17 protein-coding genes are annotated in these 17,063 nt (G+C 64.6%); 10 read left to right on the forward strand and 7 right to left on the reverse strand.

From position 1 onward, the window contains the following. Position 1: 1 nt before the first annotated feature. The 4 genes from WC704_RS06375 (at position 2) to WC704_RS06390 (ending at position 3,767) form a co-directional block, all read left to right on the forward strand. Positions 2–622, forward strand: coding sequence for a riboflavin synthase (locus tag WC704_RS06375; RefSeq protein WP_372889063.1), 621 nt, complete (start codon positions 2–4; stop codon positions 620–622). Further along, positions 609–1,757: a 3,4-dihydroxy-2-butanone-4-phosphate synthase gene (gene ribB, locus WC704_RS06380; protein ID WP_372889064.1), complete on the forward strand. Its 1,149-nt coding sequence runs from the start codon at positions 609–611 to the stop codon at positions 1,755–1,757. Before WC704_RS06375 ends, ribB begins: the two co-directional genes overlap by 14 nt. Next, the gene (ribH, locus tag WC704_RS06385) at positions 1,757–2,176 is read left to right on the forward strand and encodes a 6,7-dimethyl-8-ribityllumazine synthase (protein ID WP_372889065.1); all 420 of its coding nucleotides are present in this window, start codon (positions 1,757–1,759) and stop codon (positions 2,174–2,176) included. The genes ribB and ribH overlap by 1 nt, the downstream gene beginning before the upstream one ends. Before the next feature lie 217 nt (positions 2,177–2,393). Then, entirely contained in the window at positions 2,394–3,767 is a 1,374-nt protein-coding gene (locus WC704_RS06390; protein WP_372889066.1) for a cytochrome P450, read from the forward strand. Positions 3,768–3,799: 32 nt separating this feature from the next. On the opposite strand, the gene WC704_RS06395 is transcribed toward WC704_RS06390, so the two are convergent. Beyond that, positions 3,800–4,888: an alkene reductase gene (locus WC704_RS06395; RefSeq protein ID WP_372889067.1), complete on the reverse strand. Its 1,089-nt coding sequence runs from the start codon at positions 4,886–4,888 to the stop codon at positions 3,800–3,802. A 54-nt stretch (positions 4,889–4,942) separates the two neighbouring features. On the opposite strand from WC704_RS06395, the gene WC704_RS06400 reads away from it, so the two are divergent. The 6 genes from WC704_RS06400 to WC704_RS06425 are packed head-to-tail and all read left to right on the forward strand — an operon-like array spanning position 4,943 to position 10,909. Further along, on the forward strand, positions 4,943–5,857 hold the full coding sequence (locus WC704_RS06400; protein WP_372889068.1) for a DMT family transporter: 915 nt from the start codon (positions 4,943–4,945) through the stop codon (positions 5,855–5,857). 9 nt (positions 5,858–5,866) lie between these two features. Then, the gene (locus WC704_RS06405; protein WP_372889069.1) at positions 5,867–6,544 is read left to right on the forward strand and encodes a COQ9 family protein; all 678 of its coding nucleotides are present in this window, start codon (positions 5,867–5,869) and stop codon (positions 6,542–6,544) included. A gap of 57 nt (positions 6,545–6,601) precedes the next feature. Beyond that, on the forward strand, positions 6,602–6,889 hold the full coding sequence (locus tag WC704_RS06410; protein ID WP_372889070.1) for a ferrous iron transport protein A: 288 nt from the start codon (positions 6,602–6,604) through the stop codon (positions 6,887–6,889). A 1-nt stretch (position 6,890) separates the two neighbouring features. Then, complete coding sequence (locus WC704_RS06415) at positions 6,891–8,765, forward strand: ferrous iron transporter B (RefSeq protein ID WP_372889071.1); 1,875 nt, start codon at positions 6,891–6,893, stop codon at positions 8,763–8,765. Between the two features lie 24 nt (positions 8,766–8,789). Beyond that, a complete protein-coding gene (gene ssb / locus WC704_RS06420) occupies positions 8,790–9,353 on the forward strand; it encodes a single-stranded DNA-binding protein (protein WP_372889072.1) in 564 nt (187 codons plus the stop codon). Between the two features lie 32 nt (positions 9,354–9,385). Next, positions 9,386–10,909, forward strand: coding sequence for a PAS domain-containing protein (locus tag WC704_RS06425; protein WP_372889116.1), 1,524 nt, complete (start codon positions 9,386–9,388; stop codon positions 10,907–10,909). A 3-nt stretch (positions 10,910–10,912) separates the two neighbouring features. On the opposite strand, the gene WC704_RS06430 is transcribed toward WC704_RS06425, so the two are convergent. From WC704_RS06430 to WC704_RS06455, 6 genes are all read right to left on the reverse strand, one after another. Further along, positions 10,913–11,308, reverse strand: a complete 396-nt coding sequence (locus WC704_RS06430; protein ID WP_372889073.1) for a response regulator — start codon at positions 11,306–11,308, stop codon at positions 10,913–10,915. A gap of 109 nt (positions 11,309–11,417) precedes the next feature. Next, entirely contained in the window at positions 11,418–13,160 is a 1,743-nt protein-coding gene (locus tag WC704_RS06435; protein WP_372889074.1) for a carbamoyltransferase, read from the reverse strand. Between the two features lie 72 nt (positions 13,161–13,232). Then, positions 13,233–13,838, reverse strand: coding sequence for a methionine biosynthesis protein MetW (gene metW / locus WC704_RS06440; RefSeq protein WP_372889075.1), 606 nt, complete (start codon positions 13,836–13,838; stop codon positions 13,233–13,235). Then, a complete protein-coding gene (locus WC704_RS06445; protein WP_372889076.1) occupies positions 13,835–14,260 on the reverse strand; it encodes a GNAT family N-acetyltransferase in 426 nt (141 codons plus the stop codon). The genes metW and WC704_RS06445 overlap by 4 nt, the downstream gene beginning before the upstream one ends. Continuing rightward, positions 14,257–15,390 (reverse strand): homoserine O-acetyltransferase, encoded by a 1,134-nt coding sequence (locus WC704_RS06450; protein ID WP_372889077.1) that lies wholly within the window; start codon positions 15,388–15,390, stop codon positions 14,257–14,259. Before WC704_RS06450 ends, WC704_RS06445 begins: the two co-directional genes overlap by 4 nt. 27 nt (positions 15,391–15,417) lie before the next feature. After that, on the reverse strand, positions 15,418–16,989 hold the full coding sequence (locus tag WC704_RS06455; RefSeq protein WP_372889078.1) for a flavin monoamine oxidase family protein: 1,572 nt from the start codon (positions 16,987–16,989) through the stop codon (positions 15,418–15,420). Positions 16,990–17,063: the final 74 nt, after the last annotated feature.

Raw genomic sequence — 17,063 nt, forward strand, 5'->3', positions numbered from 1 at the left:
GATGTTCACCGGCATCATCACCGATATCGGCACGATCGACCGGGTCGAGGCGCGCGGCGACCGGCGCATCTTCGTGCGGACGGACTATGACATGGCGGGCGTCGATCTCGGCGCGTCGATCGCCTGTTCGGGCGTATGCTTGACCGTCATCGACAAATCGGGCGCGGGCGAACCGGGTTGGTTCGCCGCCGATGTCTCGGGCGAAACCGTCTCGCGCACGCCACCCCAGCAATGGACCACCGGACGCCGCCTCAACCTCGAACGCGCGCTGAAGCTGGGCGAGGAGCTGGGCGGGCACATCGTCACCGGCCATGTCGATGGCATCGGCAGCGTGGTGAGCGTCAGCGACGATGGCGACTCGCGCAAGATTGACATCGCCGTGCCCGCCGACCTCGCCCCGTTCGTCGCACAAAAGGGTTCGATCACCGTCGATGGCGTATCGCTGACGGTCAATGCCGTCGCCGACCACGGCACGACCTCGCATTTCTCGCTCAACATCATTCCGCACACCCAGGCGATGACCACGCTGGGCGATCTTCACCCCGGCGATGCCGTCAACATCGAGATCGACGTCCTCGCCCGCTATTTGAAACGCATGGAGCATTATCGTGCCACAGCCTGAAGTCACGCGCCTGCGTCATGGGTTCCTGTCGACCCCTGAGGAACTGATCGACGAGGCCAAGAATGGCCGCATGTTCATTCTGGTCGATGATGAAGACCGCGAGAATGAGGGCGATCTGGTCATCCCGGCGCAAATGGCGACGCCGGAGAAGATCAACTTCATGGCCAAATATGGCCGTGGGCTGATTTGCCTCGCAATGACCAAGAAGCGTGTCGACGAACTCGGCCTCGACCTGATGAGCCGCCACAATGGCACGCGGCATGAAACCGCCTTTACGACTTCAATCGAGGCGCGCGATGGGGTTACCACCGGCATTTCCGCCGCCGACCGCGCGCGCACCATCTCGGTCGCGATCGATTCATCCAAGGGCAAGGACGAGATCGTCACGCCCGGCCATGTCTTCCCGCTGGTGGCGCGCGATGGCGGCGTGCTGGTGCGCGCCGGCCATACCGAGGCGGCGGTCGATGTCTCGCGCCTCGCCGGGCTTAACCCTTCGGGCGTGATCTGCGAAATCATGAACGAGGATGGCACGATGAGCCGCCTCGACGACCTCGTCACCTTCGCGCAGTTCCACAATCTCAAGATCGGTACGATCCGCGACTTGATCGCCTATCGCCGTCGCCACGATCATCTGGTCGAGAAGCGCGCCGAAATGGCGTTCGAGTCGAAATGGGGCGGCCAGTGGAAGGCGATGACCTTCCACAACAAGGCGACCGGCGACGAGACGATCGCCTTGGTCAAGGGCAAGATCGACCCGGCCAAGCCGACGCTGGTGCGGATGCACACCGCCTCCTATTTCGTCGACATGTTCGGCGAACAATCCGAACGTTCCGGGCTGCTCTCACGCTCGATGGAGCTGATCGGCGAGGAAGGCGCTGGCGTCATCGTCGTCATCAACCGCCCGATGAAAGATTCGGTGACGCGCTTCATCAAGCTGCGCGGCGAGGGCAAGGGCGCGGGCGCGCCCGAGGTTGAGGAACTGCGCGACTATGGCGTTGGTGCCCAGATTCTCGCCGAACTCGGCGTTGAGGAAATGGTGTTGCTGACCAACACCCACCACGCGCTGGTCGGTCTGGAAGGCTATGGCCTGTCGATTGTCGACGAGCGCACGATTCCCGGTACTGGAGGCGAATAATGGCCAAGATTCTCATCGTCGAAGCCCGCTTCTACGACCATCTCAACGACATGCTGCTCGACGGCGCCCGCGCCGCGATCGAGGAAGCGGAGCACAAGCACGAGACGATCACCGTGCCCGGTGCGCTGGAAATTCCCGCCGCCGTCGCACTGGCGGCGGATAGCGGGGCCTATGATGCGTTCGTCGCGCTGGGCGTCGTCATCCGCGGTGAGACCTATCATTTCGAGATCGTCGCGGGCGAGAGCGCGCGCGGGCTGATGGCGCTGTCGATGGATGGGCTGCCGATCGGCAATGGCATCCTGACCACCGAGGATGAAGCGCAGGCGATCGTCCGGGCCGACCGCGCGCAACTCGACAAGGGCGGTGCCGCCGCCAAGGCCGCGCTCGCGATGCTCGCGCTGAAGAGCCGCTTCGGCTGAGCGGCGCAGCGGGTCCGGTTTTTGTTCCTTCCTTAAGCGCTTCCCAGGCGAAGGCCGGGGCCCAATCGCGCAGGTTTTGGTAACGACACGCAGCGTCTGATTTTCTCCTGTCTTGCTCCTGGGCCCCGGCCTTCGCCGGGGAAGTGTGGTAAAGGTGGGGCCTTCCCACCGCCAGCATCCTTACTTATACTTGTGTCAATAAGCGGGAGAGCGATCGATGGCCTATGCGCACACCTATCGGGCGAATCCGCATTGGCTGCCCCGCCAGAAGCAATCCGCGATCCACGCCATTCCGGGCGAGGACGGGCTACCCTTCATTGGCAATACCTTCCGGATGCTGCGCGACCCCGTCGCTTTCGGCAAGCGGATGATCGACACTTATGGTCCGGTGTTCCGCAACAATGCCTTTGGCGGCCCGACCGTCAGCTTGATCGGCCCCGACGCCAACGAACTGGTGTTGTTCGACCGCGACCGGGTGTTTTCGTCCGAACAGGGTTGGGGACCGCTGCTCAACCTGCTGTTCCCGCGCGGGCTGATGCTGATGGATTTCGAAAAGCACCGCGCCGACCGCAAGGTGATGGCGGTGGCGTTCAAACCCGAGCCGATGCGGCATTATGCCGAGACGCTCAATGCGGGCATCTCGCGCGCGGTGGCGAGCTGGGGCAACAAACCCGTTCGCTTCTATGACGCGATCAAGGAATTGACGCTCGATCTGGCGGCGGAGAGCTTTCTCGGTATGCCGCTCGGCCCCGAGGCGACGCGCATCAACCAGGCCTTTGTCGATGAAGTGCAGGCGTCGATCACCCCGATCCGCATTCCGCTGCCGGGATCGCAAATGCGCAAGGGCGTGCGCGCGCGCGCCTATCTGATCGACCTGTTCGAACGCGAAATCCCGGCGCGGCGCACCGGCACCGGGCAGGATTTCTTCTCGCAATTCTGCCGCGCGACCGGCGATGACGGCCAGCCGCTGCCCGCCGATGCGATTGCCGATCACATGAACTTCCTGATGATGGCGGCGCATGACACCATCACGTCCTCGGCAACCAGCCTGATCATGCTGCTCGGGCGGAATCCGGAATGGCAAGAGAAACTGCGCGCCGAAATTACCGAACTCGGCATGAACGCCGAGGGCACATTGCCCTATGGCCAACTCGACCGGCTCGAACTGACCGACATGGCCTTCAAGGAAGCGCTGCGACTAATCCCGCCCGTGCCGTCGCTGCCGCGCCGTGCGATCAAGCCGTTCGATTTCGGCGGCTATCATATTCCCGCCGGCACCACCGTCAGCGTCAGCGTGGCCTACACCCACACCATGCCCGAGCTGTGGCCCGACCCGCAGCGTTTCGACCCGTTGCGCTTCACGCCAGAAGCGGTGCGCGCGCGGCACAAATATGCGTGGGTGCCGTTTGGCGGTGGCGCGCATATGTGCCTGGGGCTGCATTTCGCGACGATGCAGATCCGCATCCTGCTCGCGCAGTTGCTCAGCCGCTATCGGATCGAACTCGATGAGGGTGCCGGGGCGGAGTGGCAAGCCTGGCCGATTCCACGCCCGAAGGACGGCTTGCCCCTGCACTTCATTCCGCTGGCCTGACCCCTCCCGTTTCCAGGAGGGGTCGGCAAGTCTTACGCCGCCACCGTTTCCAGCGCGGGATAGTCGGTATAGCCTTCCGCCCCCTGGCTGAACCACGTCTTCGGGTCGGACGGGTTGAGCGGCGCGCCGGTACGCAGCCGTTCGGGCAAATCGGGATTGGCCAGGAAAGTCCGCCCGAACGCAACCGCGTCGGCGACACCCGCGTCGAGCACCGCCTGCGCTTGCTCCAGCGTCGTATAATCCGAGTTCACCACCAGCGGTTTTGAGAAGACCTCGCGGATCACCGGGCTCAGCTTGGGCACATCGGTACGGCCATAGGTGCCATCGACACCCGGCTCGCGCAATTCGAGGAAAGCGACCCCGATTTCGTCGAGCGCCCTGGCAGCAGCGGTGAACAGGGCACGCGGATTGCTGTCGTCCACCCCTTGCGAATCGCCATTGGGCGACAGGCGAACCGAGGTGCGATCCGCGCCCGCCACCGATACGACACGCTCGGTCACTTCGCGCAACAGGCGGGTGCGATTTTCGATGCTGCCGCCATAGATATCGTCGCGGAAATTGGCATTGTCGCGCAAAAACTGGTCGAGCAAATATCCGTTTGCGGCATGGATTTGCACCCCATCAAAGCCGGCACGGATCGCATTGCGCGTCGCCTGCTCATAATCGGCCAGCAGACGCGGGATCTCGGCCAGTTCGAGTGGCCGGGCGACCTCGAAATCCTTCTTGCCGTCAAAGGTGTGCGCCTGACCATTGGTACGAGTCGCCGAAGAGGAAACTGGCTGCGCACCCGTTACCGAGGAATGCACCTGGCGACCCATGTGCCAGAGCTGCACGACAATGTGCCCGCCCGCGGCATGAACCGAATCCACCACCGGTTTCCAATGTTCGACCTGCGCGTCGGTCCACAAGCCCGGCGCGAACGGCCAGCCGAGCCCTTCGCGACTGATGCCGGTCGCTTCGGTGATGATTAGCCCGGCGCTCGCACGCTGCGTATAATATTCGGCCATGATTGCGGTGGGCACGGCATCACGCGTGGCGCGCCCGCGTGTGAGCGGTGCCATCAAAATGCGATTGGGCGCATGGATCGCGCCGAGTTGGATCGGGTCGAAGAGGCTGGGCATTGCGGACAAGTCCTTTTGCTGTGACGCGCCATAAATAGGGCGCTACAGCGCGCCATGCATGAGGCCCGATACAAAAGAATAACTGTTACGGCTGCAATCCCAGCCAGCAGTGCTGCGCTGCTCGCAGTGATTTTCGCCAACGCCGCGCTTGCCTTCGGGCCGTGGTTCGTGCGCCTGTCCGACACGGGGCCCGTTGCCTCGGCCTTCTGGCGGATTGCGCTTGCGGCACCGGTGCTCGTCGCGGCGGCATTGGCAAGCGGGTCGCGCCCCGCTCACGTCGATCGGCGCGGCGCGGGGCGCGGTTTGTGGTGGATGGTTGCGCTGGGCGGGCTATGTTTCGCCGCCGATCTCGGGAGCTGGCACCTCGGGATTTTGCGCACGACGCTCGCCAATGCGACCTTGCTCGGCAATTCGGCCACGCTGATGTTCCCAATTTATGGCTTCCTCATCGCGCGCGCCTGGCCGACGCGGATGCAGGGCCTGGCGCTGGCACTGGCGGTGCTCGGCGCGGGGTTGTTGATGGGGCGGTCCTACCAGCTCGATCCCCGCCATCTCGCAGGCGATGTGCTGTGTGTGCTGGCCGGGCTGCTTTACACGGGCTATTTCATCCTCATGGCGCGCGTGCGGGCGACGCTCGCGCCGCTTCCCGCTCTGGCGCTGTCGACAATGGCCAGCATCGTGCCCTTATTGTGCTTCGCCCTGTTGCTCGGCGAAAAGCTGCTGCCGACGCATTGGGCACCCTTGATTGGCCTTGCGCTGGTGAGCCAGATTATTGGCCAGGGGCTGATGATCTATGGGCTCGGTCGCTTGCCACCGTTGACGATCGGGCTTGCTTTGCTGATCCAGCCGATCGTCGGCGCCACGATCGGTTGGGTCGTTTACCATGAGCAACTCGGTTGGGCCGACTGGGTCGGCGGGTTGCTGGTCGCGGCCGCGCTGGTGCTGGTCAGCCGCCGCGCGCGCGCCTAGATAACCGGCATGACAGATTCGATCGCCCCCACGCCGCTGGCCGATGCAACGCTCGATGAAATCCGCGCCGCGCTCGCGCCGCTGATCGCCGCCAATGCCGGGTTTGACGGCTGGGGCGATAGCGCGCGCGATCTTGCCGCCGACGGTGCAGGGGTCGATCGCGATGTCGCGCGGCTCGCCTTTCCCGGCGGCGCGGTCGATATGGTGGAGGCGTGGTTCGCCCATGTCGACCACGCCATGCTGCAGCGCGTGCCCGCCGAGCGGCTGGCGACGATGAAGATTCGCGACAAGATCACCGCCTTGGTCGAGGCACGCCTGGCCACCGCCGCGCCCGATCGCGAGGCGCTGCGGCGCGCCCTTGCCATTCTTGCGCTGCCACAGAACGCGGCGCGTGGCGTGAAGCTTGGCTGGAACGCCGCCGATGTGATGTGGCGCGCGGCGGGCGACACGGCAACCGATTATAACCACTATACCAAGCGCGCGATGCTGGCGGCGGTCTATGGTGCCACCGTAACGGTGTTTCTGGACGATGAAAGCGACGGTTATGCCGCCACCCGCGCCTTTCTCGCCCGGCGGATTGGCGGCATCATGCAGTTCGAAAAAGCCAAGGCGAAACTGTTGGGCCGAGCCGAATTGCGTCCAAGCCTGTCGCGCTTCATCGGACGGCTGCGCTATCCGGCTGTTTGAGAGTGATTCGCATTTAACGCTGGCATTGCGCTCGCGTCATTGATAATCAGTCGCATCATGGATATGTCCAACCCGGTGAAGACTGCGTCGTCGCTTCCCTTGCTCAGCCTCGAGTCGCTGCCGCAGCGGCAGTGCGCGACCGTATCCGCAATCGATTGGGGGCATCTGTCGATGCCGGAGGCGCGGCGCTTGCGCGAACTGGGTTTCGATGAAGGTGTCGGCGTCGAGGTGCTGCACCGTGCGCGCCTCGGCAGGGGGCCAATCGCGTGCCGGATCGGGCGGATGACCGTCGCGCTGCGCCGCGCCGTCGCGGGTGCCGTCCTCGTTTCGCCCGTTACGCGCTAACATGCCCCCCGTTCCCGGCGCCGCGCCGTTGGTGGCGCTGGTCGGCAATCCCAATGCCGGCAAGAGCGCGCTGTTCAACGCGCTGACCGGCGCGCGGCAGAAGGTCGGCAATTATCCGGGCGTTACGGTCGAACGCCATTCGGGCAAATTATCGCTGCCCGATGGCCGCATCGTCGATCTGGTCGATTTGCCCGGTGCCTATAGCCTCGAACCGTCGAGCCCCGACGAGCGCGTGACGCGCGATTTCGTCACCGGCACGCAAGTCGGCGAGCGTTTGCCCGATGCGCTGGTGGTGGTGGTCGATGCCTCCAACCTTGACAACCATTTGCGCTTCACGCTGCAATTGATCGCGCTCGGGCTGCCGGTGGTGGTGGCGCTCAACATGTTCGATCTGGCCGAGCGCGACGGGCTGACGCTCGATCCGGCGCGGCTATCGACCGAACTGGGCGTGCCGGTGGTGGCGACCGTGGCGGTGCGGCGACGCGGTCTCGACGAATTGAAGGCCCGGCTCGGCGCGATCATCGACCAAGGCGCCGCGGTCCGGCTGCGCCCGAGCAATGGCACGATCGGCGAGGATATCGTCACGCTACAGCGCCGCGCGCGCAGGATCGCCGCTGCGGCAACGGTGTCGGAGGCACCGGTGCGCCGCTGGACGCACGCGCTCGATTCGGTTGCCCTGCACCCGATCTTCGGGCTGATGCTGCTGTTCGCGATCCTGTTCGTGATGTTCCAGGCGGTGTTCTATGCTGGGGCCACCCCCGCCGACGCGATTGCCGCCGGGTTCGATGCGGTGAGCGCGCTGGTGAAGAGCGTCATGCCTGATTCGGTGCTGCGCTCGCTCATCACCGACGGCATCATCGCGGGCGTCGGCGCGGTGGTGAAGTTCCTGCCGCAAATCCTCATCATGTTCTTCTTCATTCTGGTGCTGGAGGCGAGCGGCTATATGGTCCGCGCCGCTTTCCTGATGGACCGGGTGATGGCGAGCGTCGGCCTGTCGGGCCGCGCGTTCATCCCGCTGCTGTCGAGCTTCGCCTGCGCGGTGCCCGGCATCATGTCGACGCGCACGATCGAGGATGAGAAGGACCGGCTGACCACCATTCTGGTCGCACCGCTGATGACCTGTTCGGCGCGGTTGCCGGTCTACACGCTGGTGATCGGCGCGCTGATCCCCAACACCAGGGTCTTGCCCTTTGTCGGCTTGCAGGGGCTGGTGATGCTGGGCCTGTACATCATGGGTGTGGTCGGGGCGTTCGTCGTCGCGTTCGTGCTGCGCCGCACGGTGACCAAGGGTGCCTCGTCGGGCTTCATGATGGAAATGCCCAAATATCAGTTGCCGCGCGGGCGGGACCTGGCGATCGGCCTGTGGAGCCGCGCGGAGATTTTCCTCAAGCGTGCGGGCACGACCATCGCCTTCACCACCATCGTGCTCTGGGCGCTGCTGAGCTTCCCCAAGCCGCCCGAGGGCAGCCCGGTTTCGGCGGTCAATTATTCGGTCGCCGGGCGCATCGCCAACACCATCGAGCCCGCCTTCCGTCCGATTGGATTCAACCGCGACATCGTGCTGGCGCTGATCCCGGCGATGGCGGCGCGCGAGGTGGCGGTGGCGGCGCTCGGCACCGTCTATGCCATTGATACAGCCGGCGATCAGGACGAAGCCAAGATGGCGCAGACGCTGCACGCGCGCTGGAGCTTGCCGACCGCGCTCGCCTTTTTGATGTGGTTCGTGTTCGCCCCGCAATGCATCTCGACGATTGCCGTCACAAGGCGGGAGACCAATGGCTGGAAGTGGCCTGCCTTCATGGTTGGCTATTTGTTCGCGCTCGCCTACATCGCTGCAGGAGCGGTCTATTGGGCCGCCATCGGACTCGGGCTTTAGCCCCGGACAGCGCAGGAACAGACTATGGCGGGCGGCAGCGTCAACAAGGTAATCATCGTCGGCAATCTCGGGCGCGACCCGGAAAGCCGCACCTTCCAGAATGGCGGCAAGGTCGTGAACCTGCGCATCGCCACGTCGGAGACGTGGAAGGACAAGAATACCGGTGAGCGCAAGGAGCAGACCGAATGGCATTCGGTCGCCATCTTCAACGAAGCGCTGGGCAATGTGGCCGAGCGCTATCTGCGCAAGGGCTCCAAGGTCTATATCGAAGGCGCGCTGAAGACCCGCAAATGGCAGGATGCCAGCGGCAACGACAAATATTCGACCGAAATCGTACTGCAGGGCTTTAATGGCGTGCTGACGATGCTCGACGGAGCCCCCGGTTCGGGCGGCGGCGGCGGTGGCGGTGGCGGTGGCGGTGGCGGCGGAGCCTCGCGCGACGATTTCGGCGGCAATGACGATTTCGGCGGCGGTTCGGGCGGTTACGGTGGCGGCAATCGCGGCGGATCACGCGGCGGTGCCCCCGCTGGTGGCGGCGCGGCACGCGGCGGCTTTGCCGACGATCTCGACGACGACGTGCCGTTCTGAACCGAACGCGCGCCGCCGCGTTGTTCGAGCCGATGATGGACTTTTCGCTTCCCGCGATATCCGGCACGCCCGGCTGGCAGATTGACGAGCGCGCGCGCGCCGCGGCGATTGCGGAGCATGATCTGGAGGCGCTGCGCGATGACGCGGCGCTGAGCCGCATCACCGATTTTGCGGCGGCCTTGTGCGGGACACCAATCGCCTCCGTCAGTATCGTGGAGGAGTGTCACCAGACCTTTCTGTCGCGCACAGGCCTCGACGTTCGCGACACTCCGCGCGAAATATCCTTTTGTACCCATGCGATACAGGGCACAGACATCATGGTCGTGCCCGACGCGACCCAGGACCCGCGCTTTGCCGACAACCCATTGGTGACAGGCGAGCCAGGGATCCGCTTCTACGCCGGCATCCCTTTGGTGCGCGAAGATGGTTTGCCGCTCGGTTCGTTGTGCGTGATCGATACGGCCCCGCGCGCGGGGCTAAGCGATCTTCAACGCCAGGGGCTTCGCGTTCTCGCCGCCGACGTCATGGTGCGCTTGAGCGACAGACGCACTGCAGCACGGTCGCGCGCTGCGCTGGAGCGGAGCGAGGAGCGTTTCCGCACGCTGGCCGACACGATGCCGCAAATGGTGTGGTCGACGCGAGCCGATGGCTTCCACGATTATTACAATGCGCGCTGGTATGAATTTACCGGAATGCCGGCGGGATCGACCGACGGTGAGGGGTGGAACGGGATGTTCCACCCCGACGATCAGGATCGCGCCTGGGCGGCGTGGCGACACTCGCTGGAAACGGGCGCGCCCTATCAGATCGAATATCGCCTGCGCCGCGCCGACGGGGCGTATCGCTGGACGCTGGGGCGCGCGCTGCCAATCTATAACGATCACGGCGCGGTCGTGCGCTGGTTCGGCACCTGCACCGACATTCACGAACAAAAGGAAGCGAGCGAGCAGCGCGAGATCATCGCGCATGAACTCAGCCACCGGATCAAGAACATCTTCGCGGTCATTTCGGGCCTGATCGCCTTTTCGGCGCGCGCCAATCCCGGTTTTGCGGGCATTGCCAGCGACCTGCGCGACCGTGTCACAGCCTTGGGGCGCGCGCATGATTTCGTGCGTCCGCACAGCGCGCAGTCGCGCCCCGCGGTATCGCAAAGCAGTCTGCACGGGCTTTTGCGAGAATTGTTCCTGCCCTATCAGCCGACGACTGCCCCGCGTATTCTGGTGGGCGGGGAGGATTTCGAGATCGACGATCGCTCCGCCACCCCGATCGCGCTGCTGTTCCACGAACTCGCCACCAATGCGATCAAATATGGCGCGCTGGCGGTCGATGGTGGGGAAATCGAACTCACCACCCGCCGCGACGGCGCGCGCGTCGTGATGCTGTGGCGCGAGCGCGGCGGCCCGCCGGTCACCGCGCCGGCCAAAAGCGGCTTCGGCTCGCAACTGATCGAGCTTAGCGCGGTGCGGCAATTGGGGGGAACGGTCACGCACGACTGGACCAACGACGGGCTGACGGTCGAGATCGGCATCCCCAACCCGGCGCTCAGCCGGGCATAGTCATCAAGCGCTCAGGGGCACGAAATCACCGTGCGCAGCGCTCCCGGGCAGGGCAGCGTGACTGGCAATCGCCGCTGCCGCAAGGATGGCAGCTTCGCTGAAGGGTTTGCGGACATAGCCGAGCGCCCCGCTCGGATGCGCGATTTGCCCCGGATTGGCGGTGACGAAGACGACCTTCATCCCATAATCCCGCGTGAGCGTCCGCGCCAATTCCGGGCCGGTGGCACCGTCGCGCAAATTGATATCCACCAGCGCGAAGCTGCATTCGGGCGCGGCGTCGAGCGCACCGTCACGATCGGCAGCGATCGCCTTTACCGCATAGCCCGCATCGATCAGGATTCGCTCCAGATCGAGCGCGACGAAAATTTCGTCTTCTACAATCAGCGCGGTGGCAGGCATGGCGGGTTCGACAATCGATTTGGGAGATCAGAACCTCACCAACCCCGCATCGCCCCGGTTGGTTCCTTAACCTCGATCAATCTATTATGCCGTCGTTCCGCGCCCGAAATCAGCCAACGCGCTCGACAATGCGATCGCCGATGACAAGCAGATCCATGCGCGTACGCAGGAAACAGTCGAGCGCCTCTTCCGGGCGGCACACCACGGGTTCGTTTTCGTTGAACGATGTGTTGAGCACCATCGGCACACCGGTCGCGGCATGGAATGCCGAGATCAGCCGGTGATAGCGCGGATTGGTCGACGCCTTGACCGTCTGCAAGCGGCCCGAGCCATCGACATGGGTGACGGCCGGGATGCGCGCGCGCTTGTCTTCGCGGATCTGGAACACCTGCATCATGAAGGGGACATCGTCATCCTCCTCAAACCAGTCGGCCACGCCCTCGGCCAGCACCGACGGCGCAAACGGGCGGAAGCTCTCGCGCCGCTTGATCTTGAGGTTGAGGATGTCCTTCATGTCCGCGCGCCGCGGATCGCCAAGGATCGAACGGTTGCCAAGCGCACGCGGCCCCCATTCCATCCGCCCCTGGAACCAGCCGATCACCTTGCCCTCGGCGATCGCCGTCGCAGTATGATCGCACAGCGCGGCCTCGTCGGTAAAATGCGTGACGGTGCAACCCGCATCGGCAATGGCACTCGCCCGCGTGTCGAGCAGCGTCCCGATTTCGTCCTCGCTCGCCGACGGGCCCCAATAGGCATGGTCCATCGTGAAACTGCGCGGGTTGCCCGCGCTATGCCAATGCGCGAACGCCGCACCGATCGCGCCGCCGGCATCCCCCGCCGCCGACTGGACATAGACATGGGTGTATTTGGTGCGCCGGCGGATCTTGCCATTGGCGACCGAATTGTTGCCGCACCCGCCCGCGATGGTGATCGCCGTCGTCCCGTGGCGCGGCTGGATCGTGTCGAGCAGATGGAAGAAGGCCTCTTCGTACATCGCCTGCACCGAGCGGGCGAGGTCGCGATGATCCTGGCTCAGCGGTTCATCCTTGGCGCGGCGCGGGCCCAGTAGTTCTTCGAGCGCACTGGTGAACAGGTCGCCGACCGCGGGAATACCGCCTTCCCACTGATAAGGAACGCCGTCCTTGTGGTGCGAGAAATAGCGGAGGTTGAGCGCAAAGCTGCCGTCGGACTTCAGGTCCACCATGTCGCGCAGCTTGTCGAGTTGCGTCGGTGCGCCATAAGGGGCGAGGCCCATCACCTTATATTCGTCGCCATAATGCGGGAAACCAAGATATTGGGTGAGCGCCTGATAGAACACGCCAAGCGAGTGCGGGAAATAGACCCGCCCCTCAATGTCGATCTTCGATTCGGTGCCAAGCCCCCAGGCGGCACTGCTGAAATCGCCAAAGCCATCGACCGAGACGACCGTCGCATCCTTGAAGGGCGAAACATGGAAGGCGGAGGACAAATGCGCGAGATGGTGCTCCACCGGCGCCATCGTACCCTTGAAGCCCGGGCCCACTTCCTGTGCGAGAAATTCGGGGATGCTCTGGCGCTTGCCACGGTTGCGCAGGCGATCGAGCACGAAGGCCGGGTTGGGCCGGTTGCGCGCCACAAAGGCAAGTTTACGCCACAGATTGGCGCGGCTGTCCTGATTATAGGCAACGACATCGACATCGGCGAGCGTTACGCCGCCTTCGCGCAAGACATAGGCGATCGCCTCCGACGGGAAGCCCGCCCAATGCTTGATACGGCGGAATCGTTCTTCTTCGGCAGCGGCAATCAGCACGCCATCGCGCACCAGACATGCGGACGAATCGCCATGAAAGGCGTTGAGGCCCAGAATGATCAAGCGCTTATCCCCAGTTCGGTGTGCGGTTGCAGTGCAGCATCGCCGATTATGCAGGCTTTATAGCGACCGAATCTAAGCCGTCAAAGCACCGCGCCCGCCCAATTGGAACACCGCATGTTCCGCCAGGAGATTGGCCTGGGTCGATCCGGTTTGCTGATCGCCCGACAGGAACCACGCGCCCTGCACCTCGATTCCGCGTGCCCTGACGAAGGCGCGAAAATCCTCGATCGTTACGTGGTGGATGTTGGGCGTATCGAACCATTGTTCGGGCAACAACCGCGTGACCGGCATCCGCCCGCCCCACAAGAGCGACATTCGCACCCGCCAATGGGCGAAATTTGGAAAGGAAACAAAGGCTTGCCGCCCAACCCGCAACAAGTGTTCGAGCACCACGTCCGGGCGACGCGCGGTCTGCAAGGTCTGGCTCAGGATGGCATAATCGAAGCTCGCATCGGGATAATCGGCGAGATCGATGTCGGCATCACCCTGGATCACCGACAAGCCGCGCGACACCGCCGCCGCGACATTGCCCGCATCCAGTTCCAGCCCGCGCGCATCGACGCCCTTGGCATCACGCAACGCGGCCATCAGCGCGCCATCGCCGCAGCCGACATCGAGAATGCGGCTGCCCGGCGCAATATGGTCGGCGATGATCGCAAGATCGGGGCGCAAGCTCATGACCGCAGCACCGCCAGATACGCGGGATCGAGCCGCTCCATATAGGTTTCCGGGCGAAGCGGCGGATGAAACCCCAAGGCGGCGTAAACCCCGTGCGCATCGCGCGTGACCAGGCCGAACCGGCGAATCCCCTGATATTCCGGATGATCGAGAAACCACTGCACCATCCGTCGCCCCAGCCCCTGCCCGCGCGCAGCGCCGTCGACCCAGACGTCGGCGAACCAGGCGAACGTTGCGCGGTCGCTGATCGCACGGGCGTAGCCGACCTGCTCGTCCCGGCTATAGGCGCCCAGACAATGCGACCCCGCCATCGCCCGTTCGACGAGATCGCGCGCGATGCCCGGCGACCAATAGCTCGACGCGAGCCAGCCATGCACCCGCGCCACGTCGAGCAGGCTCTTGTCGTCGGATAAATCGATCATGCGCCCGCTCTCAAAAAACCATCGACGACGCGGTTCATTTCGGGTGCGTCGAGCAGGAAGGCGTCATGCCCATAAGGGCTCGACAATTCGACGAAGCTGACCGGTGCCCCCGCCGCGTTGAGGGCATGGACGATCGCGCGCGAGGCGGGCGTCGGATACAACCAGTCGGTATCGAAACTTATCAGGCAAAACCGCGCTTTGGTGGCGCGGAAGGCATTGGCCAAATGCCCGCCATGCTCGCTCGCGAGATCGAAATAGTCGGTTGCGCGCGTGATATAGAGGTAGGAATTGGCATCGAAGCGATCGACAAAGCTGATGCCCTGATGCCGCAAATAGCTTTCGATCTGAAAATCGGCGTCAAAGCCGAAGCTGATTGCGCCATCGGGCCGATCAGGCCGTTGTTGCAGGCGCCTGCCGAACTTTTCGGTCAGCCCCGCTTCCGACAAATAGGTGATATGCGCCGCCATCCGCGCCACCGCCAGACCGGCGGCGGGCGGATCCCCGGTTTCGTAATAATTGCCGTCGCGCCATTTGGCATCGGCCATGATCGCTTGTCGCCCGACCTCGTGAAAGGCGATGTTCTGCGCACTATGGCGCGCCGTGGAGGCGATCACGACCGCCGCCGCCACGCGATCCGGGAAGGTTGCGGGCCAGCTCAACGCCTGCATCCCCCCCATTGAGCCACCGATCACCGCCGCCAGCGTGGCAATGCCCAGATGATCGAGCAACAGCGCCTGCGCGCGCACCATGTCGCGGATGGTGATGACGGGAAAGGCCATCCCCCAGTGCGCGCCCGTGGCGGGGTTGATCGTGGCGGGCCCCGAGGAGCCCATGCAACTGCCGATGACATTGGTGCAGATGATGAAATGCCGCGCCGGGTCGACCGGCTTGCCCGCACCCACCATCCGCGTCCACCAGCCGGGCTTGCCCGTTACGGGATGGGGCGAGGCGACGTGCTGGTCACCCGTCAGCGCGTGGCAGATCATCACCGCATTGCTGCGGTCGGCGTTCAGCGTGCCATAGGTCTCATACGCGATCTCGACCGGGGAAAGCAGCGTACCACCGTCAAGCCGCAACGGCCCCGGCAAACGGACATGGCGGGCAAGCCCGAAACGCGCATCCTCGGTCATTGCGCGGTGGTTAGGATCATGCGGGGCTCAACTCAAGCGTCGCGCATGAGCCCGGCCCGCAATGATCGTCGAGGCGGCAAGTCGCCCGGTCTGCGCACTGCCGTTCATATAGCCGGGATAGGCGTCGGAAAGATGCTCTCCTGCGAACAGCACCGGCCCGGCCGAAACGGGCTGCTTCACCAGGCCGCCGACCTCGGTCCAGATCAGCCGACCGAAACGGGTCAATTGGCCGGGCCGGAAATTGACATAGGCCCCCATCGCCATCGGGTCGCGGTGCCAGTTGGTGCGCCGCACGAACGGGCCGGTCGCTGCCAACATCCCCGGTACGCCAGGCTCGATTTGGACCGCATATTTCGCGGTCAACGATAACGGTTCTGGCCGGTCGGCCGCAGCAACCTCGGCTCCACCCAGGAACCAGGTCCACATGTCGCCCGATGCGCCGCCGCCGTGGACGCTGCCGTCCCAGCCGCTCGCCATGCCGGCGCGGGCGTCGGTTTGCCAGATATCGCCACCGCGCCCGATAACCTTGTCCCACGGACGCGCGGTCATCCCCGCCTGGACCTTCATGTTCCTGCCCAGCCCGACTTCGGCGATGAAACGCGTCCACAAGGGCGGCAGCGGCACCCGAAAATCGATATTGCGCGTGATCGAGGCGGGGGTGGTGACGATGACATTCGCCGCATCGACCGTCTTGCCATCGGCAAACACGATGCGCACGCCCGCCCCGAACGGATCGATCCGCGTCACGCGCCGGTTGAGCTGAATGTGCGCCGACAACCGCGCCGCCATCGCGTCGATCAACGCGCCTGTACCACCGGAGATCAGATAGCGCTCGTCGCTGCGGCCAAGCACATCGATGCGCCGCCCGTTGACCGTCGGCAGATTGAACACCAATTCGATCGCCGATGCCTCGCCCGGCTCAACGCCATATTCAGTTCGCGCCGTCGCCTCGATCAGATTGCGTACCCACGGTTCGGGGATCAGATCGGCATGTTTGTCGAGATAATCGGTAAAACTCAGGGCATCCAGTTCGGGCACGACGCGGGTATAATCCTGGTCCATCCGCACCGAATCCGCATCGATTTGCCCGGCAATGCCGCGGAGCGCGGCGGCGAGCTTGCCCTCGGGCACCTCCTTGCCATTGGCCAGGATCATCGTGCGGTGTGGCGTGCCCTTGCGGTCGATCAACGCCAGGCCGAATTCACGCGCCAGCGTGTGCATGTCGGCATGATCGGTGTTGACCAGTTGCGCGCCGGCTTCGACCGTGGGTTTGCCGGGCTCCCGCGCGGTATAGACCCGGCCACCAAGCCGCGCGCGCGCTTCGAAAAGGCGCGCGTCGATCCCGGCGCGGGTGAGGTGCCACAAGGCGGTGAGCCCGGCGATACCCCCGCCGATGATCGCCACCGGCCCGGTCCCCTGCACCGTCGCGAGCGCCGGGCGCGGCACGGCGCTCGCCGCCCCCGCCGCTGCAATCGCCGCCAGGACCGCCCGCCGCGTCTCCCCCGTTCCGCCCGCAACGGGCGCTGGCAGATGTGTCTCCGTCAGATTGGCCCGTCGTGCCGCTGCCAATGCGCGCCAGACCGTCTCGCTTCCCCGCATCAAAATCTCCCCGCTGCGGCCTCCTAGCAGGCCGGGCGAACAACGCCAGCTTGCCATTGGCTTGAGCATCCGTC

This window comes from Sphingomonas sp., assembly GCF_041661885.1.
GTDB lineage: Bacteria > Pseudomonadota > Alphaproteobacteria > Sphingomonadales > Sphingomonadaceae > Sphingomonas.

What these genes read in the sequence shown, in the direction of transcription:
- WC704_RS06390 (WP_372889066.1), top strand. Translation starts at nt 2,394, where the DNA reads ATGGCCTATGCGCACACCTATCGGGCGAATCCGCATTGGCTGCCCCGC.
- ribH (WP_372889065.1), top strand. Translation starts at nt 1,757, where the DNA reads ATGGCCAAGATTCTCATCGTCGAAGCCCGCTTCTACGACCATCTCAAC.
- WC704_RS06450 (WP_372889077.1), bottom strand. Translation starts at nt 15,390, where the DNA reads ATGACCGAGGATGCGCGTTTCGGGCTTGCCCGCCATGTCCGTTTGCCG.
- WC704_RS06375 (WP_372889063.1), top strand. Translation starts at nt 2, where the DNA reads ATGTTCACCGGCATCATCACCGATATCGGCACGATCGACCGGGTCGAG.
- WC704_RS06395 (WP_372889067.1), bottom strand. Translation starts at nt 4,888, where the DNA reads ATGCCCAGCCTCTTCGACCCGATCCAACTCGGCGCGATCCATGCGCCC.
- WC704_RS06415 (WP_372889071.1), top strand. Translation starts at nt 6,891, where the DNA reads ATGCCCCCCGTTCCCGGCGCCGCGCCGTTGGTGGCGCTGGTCGGCAAT.
- WC704_RS06410 (WP_372889070.1), top strand. Translation starts at nt 6,602, where the DNA reads ATGGATATGTCCAACCCGGTGAAGACTGCGTCGTCGCTTCCCTTGCTC.
- WC704_RS06405 (WP_372889069.1), top strand. Translation starts at nt 5,867, where the DNA reads ATGACAGATTCGATCGCCCCCACGCCGCTGGCCGATGCAACGCTCGAT.
- WC704_RS06425 (WP_372889116.1), top strand. Translation starts at nt 9,386, where the DNA reads ATGATGGACTTTTCGCTTCCCGCGATATCCGGCACGCCCGGCTGGCAG.
- WC704_RS06400 (WP_372889068.1), top strand. Translation starts at nt 4,943, where the DNA reads ATGCATGAGGCCCGATACAAAAGAATAACTGTTACGGCTGCAATCCCA.
- WC704_RS06445 (WP_372889076.1), bottom strand. Translation starts at nt 14,260, where the DNA reads ATGATCGATTTATCCGACGACAAGAGCCTGCTCGACGTGGCGCGGGTG.
- ssb (WP_372889072.1), top strand. Translation starts at nt 8,790, where the DNA reads ATGGCGGGCGGCAGCGTCAACAAGGTAATCATCGTCGGCAATCTCGGG.
- WC704_RS06430 (WP_372889073.1), bottom strand. Translation starts at nt 11,308, where the DNA reads ATGCCTGCCACCGCGCTGATTGTAGAAGACGAAATTTTCGTCGCGCTC.
- metW (WP_372889075.1), bottom strand. Translation starts at nt 13,838, where the DNA reads ATGAGCTTGCGCCCCGATCTTGCGATCATCGCCGACCATATTGCGCCG.
- WC704_RS06455 (WP_372889078.1), bottom strand. Translation starts at nt 16,989, where the DNA reads ATGCGGGGAAGCGAGACGGTCTGGCGCGCATTGGCAGCGGCACGACGG.